The 13,588-nt window shown below is 40.1% G+C and carries 8 protein-coding genes and 1 riboswitch; of the genes, 2 read left to right on the top strand and 6 right to left on the bottom strand.

Annotation, left to right across the window (positions count from 1 at the left end; translation table 11 throughout):
- The first annotated feature begins 685 nt into the window (after positions 1-685).
- Positions 686-1,600 carry a sugar phosphate isomerase/epimerase gene (locus tag Q8M41_RS13625; RefSeq protein ID WP_305365831.1) on the top strand — a complete coding sequence of 305 codons (915 nt, stop codon included), beginning with the start codon at positions 686-688 and terminating at the stop codon, positions 1,598-1,600.
- A gap of 396 nt (positions 1,601-1,996) precedes the next feature.
- On the opposite strand, the gene Q8M41_RS13630 is transcribed toward Q8M41_RS13625, so the two are convergent.
- From Q8M41_RS13630 to Q8M41_RS13645, 4 genes are all read right to left on the bottom strand, one after another.
- Positions 1,997-2,200, bottom strand: a complete 204-nt coding sequence (locus Q8M41_RS13630; RefSeq protein WP_305365832.1) for a cysteine-rich CWC family protein — start codon at positions 2,198-2,200, stop codon at positions 1,997-1,999.
- Between the two features lie 33 nt (positions 2,201-2,233).
- On the bottom strand, positions 2,234-4,630 hold the full coding sequence (locus tag Q8M41_RS13635; protein WP_305365833.1) for a ribonucleoside-diphosphate reductase subunit alpha: 2,397 nt from the start codon (positions 4,628-4,630) through the stop codon (positions 2,234-2,236).
- 168 nt (positions 4,631-4,798) lie between these two features.
- On the bottom strand, positions 4,799-5,770 hold the full coding sequence (locus Q8M41_RS13640) for a ribonucleoside-diphosphate reductase small subunit (protein ID WP_305365834.1): 972 nt from the start codon (positions 5,768-5,770) through the stop codon (positions 4,799-4,801).
- A 94-nt stretch (positions 5,771-5,864) separates the two neighbouring features.
- A riboswitch (cobalamin riboswitch) is annotated at positions 5,865-5,999 on the bottom strand.
- A gap of 468 nt (positions 6,000-6,467) precedes the next feature.
- The gene (locus Q8M41_RS13645; RefSeq protein ID WP_305365835.1) at positions 6,468-7,856 is read right to left on the bottom strand and encodes an amidohydrolase/deacetylase family metallohydrolase; all 1,389 of its coding nucleotides are present in this window, start codon (positions 7,854-7,856) and stop codon (positions 6,468-6,470) included.
- Between the two features lie 354 nt (positions 7,857-8,210).
- Between Q8M41_RS13645 and Q8M41_RS13650 the strand changes: the two genes are divergently transcribed.
- Positions 8,211-8,975 (top strand): RraA family protein, encoded by a 765-nt coding sequence (locus tag Q8M41_RS13650; RefSeq protein ID WP_305365836.1) that lies wholly within the window; start codon positions 8,211-8,213, stop codon positions 8,973-8,975.
- Between the two features lie 210 nt (positions 8,976-9,185).
- Here the strand turns inward: Q8M41_RS13650 and Q8M41_RS13655 are convergent, their stop codons facing one another.
- Positions 9,186-12,419 carry a PVC-type heme-binding CxxCH protein gene (locus Q8M41_RS13655; RefSeq protein WP_305365837.1) on the bottom strand — a complete coding sequence of 1,078 codons (3,234 nt, stop codon included), beginning with the start codon at positions 12,417-12,419 and terminating at the stop codon, positions 9,186-9,188.
- 117 nt (positions 12,420-12,536) lie between these two features.
- The gene (locus tag Q8M41_RS13660; RefSeq protein WP_305365838.1) at positions 12,537-13,454 is read right to left on the bottom strand and encodes an alpha/beta hydrolase; all 918 of its coding nucleotides are present in this window, start codon (positions 13,452-13,454) and stop codon (positions 12,537-12,539) included.
- Between the last annotated feature and the right edge of the window lie 134 nt (positions 13,455-13,588).

The raw sequence follows: 13,588 nt of genomic DNA on the forward strand, positions 1-13,588 counted from the left end.
GTTCAAACTCTAAGAGATAAAAGGAATGAGGCTATTTCTCTACGACAATATACTTCCTGAGTTATTTAGACGCTAATGTGCTCTCATTCCTTCTCACTTTAATTTCATAAATTTAAAGCTTTGTAAACATAGGAGACGCTAAGACGCAAGAATTTAAGCTTAATCAGGATAATTTCATGTATTTCAAAAATAGCGTCTTTGTGAGTAATAAAATTCAAGAAACTCTGAAAGAGAAATGACAGATGGTAACAAATAGAAGGATTTCGCTATATAGATCAAAGTTCGATCTAAGTTCACAATCAATCCGACGCCGTAGGGATATTAGCCATTATGATGCAATATTTTCATCCTATAGTGCTAAGTTCCCTCAGCAGCTGAAGGGCAGCTATCGGGATGACAGTGCGCCTGGTACATTTTTCCAGCTGAGCAGCCTCCCAACCTGTCATCCTGATCCGCCCTGGGCGGAGAAGGAACTTCGCTGTTCTAACTCAAAATTATGGCCTGAATTTTGAATTTTTAATAGCATTATGCTTAACGTATTAGAACATGTCATGGGTAGCTCCATATCAACTATTTCTTTTAGAAATCATAGCTTGCCATAAACCAACTACAATCAAAAAAAACAAAACCTGATTTTTTAGCAATAAATTCATCAAATTTATATCTCAGAAATTTATAAAATATCATGGTATACTCCAGGAAACAGTTTTTACAAAACTCAGCCATTCTATTTGCAGCAGCAATGAGTGGTTCTGCTTTTACAGCTCAAAAAAATAAACCGCTATTAGCATTTTCGACATTAGGCTGTCCTGACTGGCCCTTTCAGCAAATTGTTGATTTTGCGGCAACAAATGGCTATTCAGGCTTAGAAATCAGGGGCATAAAACGACAGATGGATCTTACAAAATGTGATGAATTCAGCAGTCCGGAGCGGATAAAAGCAACTCTGAGTCTGATGAAGGAGAAAGGTTTAAAATTTATAAACCTGGGAGCTTCTGCAAATATGCACTTTCATGAAGGTCCTGAAAAGGAAAAAAGCATTACTGAAGCCAAATCTTTTATTGATCTGGCGCAAAAAATAAATTGCCCATATGTCAGAGTATTCCCGAACAAATTTCCAAAAGACAGGACAAAAGATCAAACAATCAGTACAGTTGCAGAAAACCTCTTAACCCTGGGCCAATATGCCAAAGAGCGAAATGTTACCGTTTTATTGGAAACACATGGCGATTTCTCAGGCTCAGATGATATCCTGAAAGTAATGAAAGCTGCCTCGCATCCCAATATCGCTTTGGTTTGGGATATTTCAAACATGTGGACCATAACGAAAGAATCTCCTCAGGAAGTGTATAAAAAATTAAAGAAATACATTTTACACACGCATATTAAAGATGCAAAATTAAATGGCGACAAATTACAATATAGCCTTCTCGGGCAAGGAGATATTCCAGTATTCGAAGCAATAGATATTCTTTATAAAGATGGATATAAAGGCTATTACAGCTTTGAATGGGAAAAACTATGGCACCCTGAAATTGCAGAACCGGAAATCGCGATTTCGCATTATGCTAAAGCTATGAAGGAGCACTTTGGTAATTGAGAGTGGAGAATTGAGAGTGGAGAATCACTGTTGTCCGGGGAAAGTTCTGGTTAAAAATTTAACCGGACAGCCGAATATAAAATCTGCTTCATATTTAGATTTTTCAATTTGATTATCTTAAATATTGAAGCTACAAGAGGTCTAAAAGATAAAAACGCTCTTAAATGAGTGATTTTTACCGGACAGCCGAAAATGATAGTGATTTTTCGAGTTTGCTGAACAAGGGGGGCTTGCTTAAGAAAAGATCGTTAAAATCCTTGCTTACAAGCTTTAATAAGCGATTTTGCTTTAGTTTAAATTTTAACCGGACACTAGTGGTAGAGAATTGAAAACGGGGAAATTATCAAATGATTTCTGGGATTCAATTCCGTTTACATTATCAGCAGGAAGTGATTTTTAAAATTGAAAAAAAGAACGGTATTCTTCCTTCAACTCAATCAGGCAGGCCGCACATAAACATCCCTCATAATGTTCACTTACATACTGAACCTCATTCAAATTCAATTGTATAGTACTGCATTGACACTTGCTAAAGGCATTGGCCTTACATTCCATTCTTTTGCCGCAACGCTCGCAGGTGATGATTTCATGTTTAATCATATGTATCAGAATTTTATTTCTTAAATCCACAACTTAAGAACCGCAACTGACGCAGCCATCCTCCATACTGCAGCTTGCGCCTCCCTCCGAAAACGATGGTTCAACTCCACCGAGGTCATTGTTCTGAACCGGGTCAAGCTTCGGAACTACCGGTTCCAATGTTTTTCCTCCCTGCTTTTCTATCGTAAACTGAACCGCCTTTGTTGCCGCCTGGGTACGCAGATAGTACATCCCGGTTTTCAGGCCCTTTTTCCAGGCATAAAAATGCATGGAGGTTAATTTTGCGGTATTAGGATTATCTACAAAAAGATTAAGTGATTGCGACTGACAGATAAAAGCACCCCGATCAGCAGCCATATCTATCAGATTACGCTGTTTAATTTCCCAAACCGTTTTGTATAATTCCCTGACCTCTTTGGGTATTTCCTCAATATGCTGCACAGAACCATTGGCCCTGATGATATTATCTTTCATAGTGTTGTTCCATAATCCCAGATTAATCAAATCTTTAAGCAAATGCTTGTTTACGATAATAAACTCTCCGCTTAGTACCCTTCGAGTATAAATATTAGATGTGTAGGGTTCAAAACATTCGTTATTCCCTAATACCTGCGAAGTTGATGCAGTGGGCATCGGAGCAACAAGCAAAGAATTCCGTACCCCAAATTGTTTTACCTCCTCTCTTAACTTTTCCCAGTCATGCCTTTCCGAAGGCTTCATACCCCAAAGATCAAACTGAAACAAACCCTTTGATAATGGAGATCCTTCAAAAGTTTCATACGCTCCCTGTTCCTTCGCCAAATCTTTACTTGCCGTCATAGCTGCAAAATAGATCGTTTCAAATATATTTTTGTTCAGTAATGCAGCCAGTTCACTCTCAAATGGCAGACGCATCAGAATAAAAACATCTGCAAGACCCTGTACTCCCAATCCGACTGGCCGATGACGCAGATTGGAGTTTCTTGCCTCCTCAACCGGGTAAAAGTTATTATCAATAATGCAATTCAGGTTTTTAGTAACCTGATAGGTAATCTCATACAGTTTCCCGAAATCAAACTGCCCCTCAGTAACAAAACGTGGCAGGGCAATAGATGCAAGATTACATACCGCTACCTCATCCGGACTTGTATATTCCATAATTTCAGTGCAGAGGTTGCTGCATTTAATGGTACCCAAATTCTGCTGATTACTTTTGCTGTTTGCTGCATCTTTATATAGCAGATAAGGAGTGCCGGTTTCAATTTGTGCTTCCAGAATAGCAAACCATAATTCCTGTGCCTTTATCGTTTTTCGTGCCCTACCCTCCGATTCATACTGATGATACAGCTCTTCAAACTCCTTCCCAAAACATTCGTGCAACCCCGGTGCCTCATGCGGACAGAAAAGGCTCCATTCACCATTTGCTTCGACTCTTTTCATAAAAAGATCAGGCACCCAGAGTGCATAGAAAAGGTCTCTTGCACGCATTTCCTCTTTGCCATGATTCTTTCTCAAGTCCAGGAATTCAAATACATCGGCATGCCAGGGTTCAAGATAAATCGCAAAGGCACCTTTCCTCTTCCCACCGCCCTGATCTACATACCGTGCTGTATCGTTAAACACCTTCAGCATCGGAACAATTCCATTACTGGTACCATTCGTGCCACCAATATAAGTCCCGGTAGCCCTAACGTTATGAATTGCCAGACCTATCCCTCCGGCACTCTGAGAAATCCTGGCGGTCTGCTTCAGCGTATCGTAAATACCATCAATGCTATCATCTTTCATTGCTAAAAGAAAACAGGATGACATTTGAGGCTTGGGGGTTCCGGCATTAAAAAGCGTAGGTGTAGCATGTGTGAACCAACGCTCAGTCATCAGATTATAAGTATGAATAACACTTTCCAGGTCATTTTTGTGAATCCCTATTGCAACACGCATGTACATATGCTGCGGGCGTTCAATAACTTTACCATCAATTCGGAGTAAATATGATTTTTCAAGCGTTTTAAAACCAAAATAATCAAATCCGAAATCCCTGTCGTAAATAATGGAACTATCCAGCAGATCAGCATTTTTTTCAATTATTTCGATCACATCATCTGCTATCAATGGCATTTTACGGCCGCTGTGTGCATCTGAATAATGATAAAGATTCAGCATGGTTTCGGAAAATGATTTGGTTGTATTCTTGTGTAAATTACTTACAGCAATACGGCTTGCCAGCAAGGCATAATCGGGATGCTTTGTAGTGAGCGAAGCAGATGTTTCTGCGGCCAGATTATCCAATTCGGTAGTACTTACCCCATCATAAAGTCCCTCAATTACTTTTTTGGCAACATCAATTGCATCTACCAGTGGACTTAGACCATAGGATAGTTTCTGTATGCGGGCAGTAATTTTATCGAACTTGACGCTCTCTTTTCTTCCATTTCTTTTGATTACAAACATGGCTTGGGTGGGTTTTTAGTTATTGGAATGTGAGTTGTTCATTTGTGGACTGTGAGTTTGTCATTGCGACGAAGGAAGCAATCTCATTTTGTTTTGAGAGCTTAGAATACCAGGGATTGCTTTGTACATCACAATGAAATCGCACCCAAAAATATCTTGGTACTATACTCAAAAATCCTCTTCCAGAGAGAAATTATTCGACTCCTTACTGCCAGAAAGCACTCCAGCTTTCTGATAGTCACCAACCCTCTTCTCAAAGAAATTAGTTTTCCCCTGAAGAGAAATCATTTCCATAAAGTCAAAAGGATTTGATGTATGATAAATTTTCGAATAGCCTAATTCATCAGCCCAACGGTCGGCTACAAATTCGATGTATTGTTTCATTAGTTTGGCATTCATGCCAATGAGTTCTACCGGCAAGGCCTCGCTTATAAATTCCTTTTCAATCTCTACTGCATCCCGGATAATACTCAGAACCTGTTCCTCTGAAAGTTTATTGGAAAGCATTCGGTAAAGCATACAAGCGAATTCGCAATGAAGTCCCTCATCACGACTGATCAGCTCATTGCTAAAAGTGAGGCCAGGCATCAAACCTCGCTTTTTTAACCAGAATATGGAGCAGAAACTGCCACTAAAAAAAATACCTTCAACTGCTGCAAAAGCAACAAGCCGTTCGGCAAAACCACCATTTTCTATCCAGCGAAGAGCCCATTCTGCCTTTTTCTTCACTGCCGGCACCGTATCAATAGCATGAAAGAGATGGTCCTTTTCTACAGGATTGCTGATATAAGTATCGATCAGAAGTGCATAAGTTTCAGAATGAATATTTTCCATCATGATCTGAAAACCATAAAAACATCTTGCTTCAGGAATCTGAACTTCCCTCATAAAGTTGACAGCCAGATTCTCATTCACGATACCATCACTGGCTGCAAAAAAAGCAAGGACATGGGATATAAAATGTTTTTCACCAGAATTCAGATTTGCCCAATCCTTGAGATCACCAGATAAATCGATTTCTTCGGCTGTCCAGAAACTGGCTTCATGCTTTTTATACATCTCCCAGATTACGGGATAATTAATGGGAAGGATCACGAAACGATCCTTGTTCTCTTTTAGTAGAATTTCTTCCTGTTGCATATACTTTTGTTTTTTGTGTTAACAAGAATTGACAAAAGGCAACGAACTCTGATTAAAGGAGAAAGAGCTTTCGCCAAAACTTTAGTCGTGAAAGTTTTGAACAAATTATCTTGGCAGGTGTCTGGCTTTCCATTTTATTGGATTACAGTTGCACGTCAGCCCGCGATTTACACACGGTTCCCTTTTAATCATCCGCCAGGGCGAATGAACCAGAATAGATATGACAAAGAACTAGAAAACGAAAGTAGATATTAAATCAGCGCTACAGATAATCTAGTTTTAAACAAGCTCTCAGTTTTCAACAGATTGGGTGAGAAGTTAGTTTGAGGAAGGAATCAGATAATATCCGACCATAAAAAAAACCTTAAAGAGGTTCATAGAAAACTATAAGAAACTGGTTGAATTCCTGCTAAGCAATTACGATATCCCAAAAATGAGGAATTCAAGGTTATATTGTATTGGCTTTAATCATTGCATAGACAGAACCATTAATTTTCAGAAAACTACAATGAAAGCCAATGCAAGAAGTACGCAAATCATTGAAACCTGGGGCAATGGGGTACATCCGGACAATACCGGCTATTACCAGATGGGAGATGCTTTATATTCTTTTATTAAGAGTTTAGTTTCTCAAGAAGATGGCATAAAAAAGGCGCCAAAATTCAGAAGGCGCCTTGTCAGAAATTATTATAAAATGTTATCTGCCTGCCGGACTTGGTCCTGCTGGCTGCGAAATTCCATCCAAATCATAAACAACATTTCCTGCCCTGATAGTCATTTCGGTTTGAAACCTTTCTTTTCCGGTAAATTTACCACCTCTTACTGGCCATCCAAAATCACCTTCATTAATTCTGAAGATAGCGATATCAGCAACCGATCCCTGAGATAGGTTTCCAAGTTCTTCACGCTTTATTGCCTGTGCCGGATGCCAGGTACTTGCAGCAATTACTTCTTTCAGCGGCATTCCGGTGGCCATAAATAATCCCATGATGTTTTCCATGCTTTTCATCGGGCCATTCATACTTCCAGTATGCAAATCTGTACTGATGGTGTTTGGATAAAATCCTGCCTTAACAGCCGGAACACCCTGATTATAAAGATAACTTGCTCCACCAAAGCCAACATCAAAGATTACTCCCTTTTCCCTGGCTTTGTAAACAAACGGCTTTACTTTACCGTTCATATCTACAATAGATTCCCTTCCATTAGGGTCATTTGTTCCATTACCGCCGAAAGCATGTGTATAAATATCACCCTTTCGAAATTTCACATTAAATAGGGAATCCAATGGTAGAAAGGGGTCTGCAGAACCAAAATCAACCATAATTGGGATATTGGCAAGTCTGCCAGCTTCAAGTGCACGGTCGGTAGGCACCCAGGTACGTCCGGAGAAGTGGGCCAGTTTAACCCCAACAATATCATTTGGATATTTCTTAGCCATCTCTGCTGTTTTCTGAGGATCCATCTCATCAATATTGTTTTCACCTGCTCCATCCATCCCTGTACCGACAATGTTTAACATTGCCAAAACACGGGTTTGGGAAGCATCAATTGTACGCTTTTTATAGAGCTCAAAATCTCTCCAGCCGGTACAACCTGCATCCACAACAGTAGTCACCCCGGTACGGAAAGTAAATCCATCGGCTGGTAAAGCAGTAGGTGCATTTTTAAGATAACTTCCATCATGTCCCCAGAAAAAATGGACATGGATGTCAATTAAACCTGGTGTAACATATAAACCTTTAGCGTCAATTATCTTGTCGGCAAGGTCGGGATTGATACTCTTCGCAATCAGTGCAATCTTTCCTTCAGAGGCAGGAACCGCCGGACGTGCTGGTATTGCCGGACGTGCCGGGCGTCCATTCGCTGCAGGACGTTCGGGCATTGCAGGACGGGCTGCCATTCCTCTTCTTCCGGCAGTAAAGGCAATATCCATAACAGAATTGATATTATTCTTAGGGTCAATAACATGTCCGCCTTTAATAATATAGGCATAAGGTTTCCCTGATGATGTTCCGGCTGGTTGAGCATTAGCCCTGATGCCGAAAATTACCAGGACAGTGAATAGAAGTAGTTTTGTTCTCATTATGTGTTTGTTTAATTCTTGAAATATAGAAAAATACACTGACGATCTTAGCCCTGCAATAGATTACTCTGCTTTCTATAATCAGGATTATCCTATTCTAAACTTGATCCTTGAGTATTGATAATTAAAATATGTGCCCCAATTAATTCCCAGGGACATTTGACCCTGATTTTATTACACGAATGGAGAAAATGCCTACCCTTAGAGGCAATTGTAACAATAACATTATCTCACTGAGGCGACTTGAATCACAGGTTAAAAACCTGTGATGGCAAAAAAAATTATTGCAAAAACAGAGATTGAGCGAAGCTGAAAGCAAGCTTGAATAATTATATTGCATCTAAATCTTCAAGTATGTCCGAGCTCAAAAACCGAATACTGGCACATAGCGACCTTATACAGCTCAAACGCTGGAATACCCCTACCATATATAATGGATGGGAGCAGATTACAAATCAGAATCCTGCTAAGGATGCATTCAATCTGGAAGAAACCCGCGACTTTATGCCTCAAATGGGCCCGATGGTAGGATATGCAGTTACTTTGATTATTGAACCCAGTAATCCACAGCATAAGATTTCAAATCCCAATGCCTACATGGAATACCTGCATTATGTCGCTAATACTCCCGGACCAAAAATTGTGGTAGTACAAGACTTAGATAAATCAAGTATTATTGGATCTTTCTGGGGTGAAGTAAATAGCAATGTTCATAAATCCCTTGCTTGTGTAGGTACTATTACTGATGGTGCTGTACGCGATCTGGATGAGATGACCAATGCCGGATTTAAAGCATTGGCCAAAAGGCTATGTGTAGGTCATGCCTATGTTAGCTGCGTCAGATGGAACTGTGAGGTGGAAGTGTTCGGTCGAAAAGTTCAGCCGGGTGACTTAATTCATGCCGACAAACATGGTTTTATAGTGATTGCACCGGAAGAGCAAAGCAGATTACTGGAAGCAGCCCGTTTTATGGATGCCAATGAGTGCAACACAATAATTCCTGCAGCGCGCGATGCAGCAGGGCATACATCAGAAGAAATTTTAGAAAGCCTGAGACAAAATCTCCAACAGTTCAGCGAGAATGTAAAGGAAAAATTCAAACGAACAGGCGAATTTTAAGCTTAAAGCCGAAAGCACCAAGCTGAAAGTTTAAAGCTGAAAGCCAAAAGCCGATAGCTATCCAAACCCACCCTTAGATCAATATTTCATATCTGGAGTGCATAGTTTAAAAGCTTGACTCTCAATTATAATATATACCTGACACCTTAAGGCTCATACCTCAGACTTCATACCTCATACCTCAGACTTCATACCTCATTCTCTCCAGCCCTAATTTACCCTAATCACCCCTTTCATGATCCGCCAATGCCCGGGAAAAGTACAGATAAACGGATACTCCCCAGATTTAGCGGGTGCTTTAAAATCAAGTCTGAATGTTTCGCCGGTAGCAACCAGCGGGCTTGAATAGAGCACCTCGGGAATAGCCGGAACAAAATTCTTCGCATAAGCATCTTTCCGGCTTGCCATAGCATCAGCAGCTTTTCCAACAATCTCGCTTGAACCGGGTTTTATGATTACCACATTATGAGGCATCTCATCAGGGTTCTTAAAAATAAGGGAAACCAAACTACCTGGTTGAATGTTAATTACAAGCTTATCATAGGCCATTTTTCCGCTTAATGTTGATAATTGGATTACAGTTCTTCCCTTAATATCCTTTCCTTCTGACACTGTTGCATCAGCTTCTGTACTTAGTGTTTTCCTGAAATCAGATACAGCCTTCACATCTGCAAAATCATCATAAAATTTATCTGATAAGGGTTTTCTCGTATAAATGGCCGCATCAGGATCCTTCTTAAAGTAGCCAGGCATCGTTAATACCTCAGCAGATGAAAGCGGCTGAAGCAATAATTTTGCCTTCTCAGGTTCGTTTGCAAGAAAATTTTTATCCTCCTTAAACTTAGCCATCCAGATTGGCTGCAGATGCTTAAAACTCTCCTTTAATGCATAAATGATATAATCATCTATGGGCATTTCTGAAGCTGTTAATAAAGCCATCAGGCTGGCCTCATTTTTGAAATGACTCAATGATACAATTGCCTCCAAACGCACTCTTGGAGAGGAATCTTTAGACATTGTTATTAGCCTTGCCTGGGAGTTCTTCAAATCATCCCTCCAGTAAAATAAAACCCTTGTCGCAGCAGCCCTGATATTTGCATCCCTGGCTTTCAATAAGTTATTTAATAGAACTTCGTTGGTTTGATGTAATCGCTGGTACATCCATAAAGCTTCCAACTGAAATTGCTCATGGTTCTCATCCGACTTGTTTAGTTTTTGAAGCCATTGCGGCAGGGCAGCCAGAACTTCCTGCTTAGGAAACTCTGTCAATTGAATTCTGGCCCGGTATCTTGTTCTGTCTTCGTATTCCTTTAATTGATCCAGTAATTGATCGACCTTAAGACGGCTCATATCTACTGGCTTCAGTAACGCTTTACCGGTATAAGTTATCCGCCAGATCCGGCCATGGGTTTTATCCCGATCTGGATCACGCAGTGCTCTTTCTCCATGATTGATTACCAGGTTGAACCAGTCTGCTAAATAGAGAGCACCGTCCGGACCAAATTGAAGATCTACAGGTCTGAACTGAGGGTCTTTGGATTGCAGAATCGGTTCCTGCTCCTTACCAATCAGACCACTACCTTGTTCAGACAAAGAATGATTCGTGATTCCCTGAAATCCAAGAAATGTATTAAAAAGCACATTGCCCTGATAATTATCAGGGAAGTTCCTGCTTGAGACAATTTCCATCCCGCAGGTTTTGGGTTTAATCTTCAGGGTTAGCATATCCTTCATTTCAACATGCTTTACAGGATAATCAGTCGCAACAGTGAGCGGAGGAGCAAAATAATTCATCCCTGTTGAGGTGTCTCCAATCAGATGTGTACCATTCCATGTAAAGACATTTCCCCATGGGTTGGCATAAGGATATGAAACATATGGCTCCAGTTTCATCGTGATCGGATCGTATCTCCAGGTTTCACCATAAGCAGATCGCTGAGGGCCATAGGGCGTTTCTACCTGTGTATGAAGAAAAGTGCCCATATGCATATAAAGTGCACCATCCTGACCCCAGGTAAGCGCAGAAATTGAATGATGTACATCTTCTGTACCAAACCCATGTAGAATGATCTCTTTTACATCAGCTTTTCCATCGCCATTGGTATCTTTTAAGAACATCAGGTTTGGGGGTTGAGAAACATACACTCCACCATTTCCTAATTCAAATCCCAGAGGCATATAGAGGCTGTCAGCAAAAACGGCATGCTTGTCCGCCTTTCCGTCGCTATTGGTATCCTCCAGAATGATAATTTTATCATTTGGCGGACTTCCCGGATAGTATTGTAAATACGATGGAAGAGTAGATACCCATAAACGCCCTTTTGGATCGAAGGTAATTTTAACCGGTTTTTCAATTGGGAAGTCCTTTTCAGAAGCAAACAACTCAACTTTAAAGCCCTCTTTTAAAACAAATTGTTCTTCCAATGGTGCATTCTGAGGCTTTGTAACGATTATCTCCTGCTTATCATTAATCAAATGCCTGACCTTCTTCGTATCGATACCGGAACTATTTTTAGTACCTGTCCAGATGATACTATCAAGGCTTAAAACCAACTGATCTAATTTCAATAATTCAGTTGGGAAAGAAATTGGACCACCTGCCGGTTGTACCCAGGGTTCCTTCCTGCTTCCATTGATATATTCTGCATTTACAGCTCTGAATTTGTAAAAGAATTGCTGATTTTTATGATCAATAACCCACTTTAATCCGGTATAATCAGGTTCATCTTTCCATTCATCGAATTTGAAATTCAAGCTCTTAGCCATTAACTCACTAATAGCTTTATAGCCCTTATCATTCAGATGGATCCCATTAATTGTAATGGAATCAGCAGCATTTGCTAAATCACGGCTTGGCTTGTAAAGGTCAATAAATGGTATCTCCAATAGTTTTGCAACTTCGGCCATACCTTCTGTATATAACTCCAGATTGGCATTATGCACTTTAGGATCGGGTAAATTACCGCCCAGTTTTTCATGGGCAATTGGGGAAATGAGAATAATTTCGGGTGCTGAACTTGAATTGTATTTTTGCTGTTTGAGATGCAGAAGAAACCCTGAAAGACGGTGCTTAAAATTTGCAAGACTATCCGGTCCTTTAAAAGCCTCATTCAAGCCGAAACATGCAAAAATAATATCTGCCTTTTGGAGGGTAAGATGCTCATCCAGTGTACCAAAATTGTATGGCCTGGGCTGCAGACCGACTTCATCGGCACTCCAGCCCATATTTCGGACAGTCAGGTTTGAATCAGGAAAACTCTTGTATAAAAGTGCTTCGAAATAGTTAAAATTTTGCAAACGCTCGGCAAACGTATTCCCAATAATCACAATCCGCTGACCTTTTTGGGGTTTAAAGTCGATGCTCTTATCGCTGCAAGCCGCAACAAAAATACTAGCTATTAAAGGTAAAATTGCAAATAGCAAGGTTCTGGAAGATTGTTTCATGATTTATAAGCTTATCAAATATTTTTACTGTTTCCTGTTTTTAAATCCGAGCTGAATCAAGTGTTTATATACGCTTCAGGCATTTTCAATTTTCGTATTATCTCAAAACGATAGAAACTATTGAATCAAATTCCTATCCTTCATCCAGTTAACAGCCCTCCCGAACCATTCCTCAAAAACAGGCTTTTTCAGGAATCCATGTTCCCCTTCAGAATAAATATGAAGTTCTGCATTGACCTTATTCTTACGCAAAGCATGGTAGAACCTGAAACTATTTTCAGAAGAAACTACTGTATCATCCGCCGTATGCACCAGAAAAGTTTGCGGAGTAGATTGGTTAACATGAAGTTCATTTGAGAAAAAATTGATCTTTTCGGCTGATGGTGTCTTTCCTAAGAGATTATTACGGCTACCGATATGACCAATTTCATCTGAAAAGCTGATAACAGGATTAACGAGTACCATGAAATCTGGTCGAAGATCTGTGTTCTCAGGATTTTCAATAATGCGGGCATCATAATGAGTACCTGCACTCGAGGCAAGGTGCCCTCCGGCAGAGAATCCCATAATTCCTATTTTTTTTGCATCAATATTCCAATGAACTGCATTCTGACGCACCGTTTTTAAGGCCTGCAGGGCATCCTGTAAAGGTCCGATAGATTTATCTTCCATAATTTCATCATCCGGAAGACGGTATTTAAGAACAAATGCGGTGACGCCCAGTTTTGTAAAGGCTCTGGCCACATCACTACCTTCGCGTTTAGTGAGTAATCCGCCATAGCCTCCTCCGGGACAAATAATGACAGCCGCGCCATTAGATTGATTCTTTAAAGGCAGAAAAATGGTCAAAGTCGGAACGGATACTTTTCTGGTAACGGAATCTACTAAAGCATTTGCGGTTATCTGCTCCTCATTGGCACTTAATCTGGAGTTGGGGATTTTTTTGGGATAAAGAGGAAGGATTTGTTGGGCGTTGGAGATCTGATATGATAACACCAGATTCAAGGTTAGTATTAACCAGTTCTTATAATTCATTATTGATCAATTAATTGCAGCTGTTGATCAATTTTAATCAAATACATTTTACCAACAAAATATATTCTTTATTCAAGCTGATACATTTCAATATTTCAAAAAAACTAGCCCCAGTATTCATATTTTTCCACCTA

The organism is Daejeonella sp. (assembly GCF_030684675.1).
Lineage (GTDB): Bacteria > Bacteroidota > Bacteroidia > Sphingobacteriales > Sphingobacteriaceae > Daejeonella.

Bases quoted from the DNA above. Each gene is read 5' to 3' on its own strand.
- Q8M41_RS13650 (WP_305365836.1), top strand. From the start codon at position 8,211: ATGTCCGAGCTCAAAAACCGAATACTGGCACATAGCGACCTTATACAG.
- Q8M41_RS13640 (WP_305365834.1), bottom strand. From the start codon at position 5,770: ATGCAACAGGAAGAAATTCTACTAAAAGAGAACAAGGATCGTTTCGTG.
- Q8M41_RS13645 (WP_305365835.1), bottom strand. From the start codon at position 7,856: ATGAGAACAAAACTACTTCTATTCACTGTCCTGGTAATTTTCGGCATC.
- Q8M41_RS13655 (WP_305365837.1), bottom strand. From the start codon at position 12,419: ATGAAACAATCTTCCAGAACCTTGCTATTTGCAATTTTACCTTTAATA.
- Q8M41_RS13625 (WP_305365831.1), top strand. From the start codon at position 686: ATGGTATACTCCAGGAAACAGTTTTTACAAAACTCAGCCATTCTATTT.
- Q8M41_RS13660 (WP_305365838.1), bottom strand. From the start codon at position 13,454: ATGAATTATAAGAACTGGTTAATACTAACCTTGAATCTGGTGTTATCA.
- Q8M41_RS13630 (WP_305365832.1), bottom strand. From the start codon at position 2,200: ATGATTAAACATGAAATCATCACCTGCGAGCGTTGCGGCAAAAGAATG.
- Q8M41_RS13635 (WP_305365833.1), bottom strand. From the start codon at position 4,630: ATGTTTGTAATCAAAAGAAATGGAAGAAAAGAGAGCGTCAAGTTCGAT.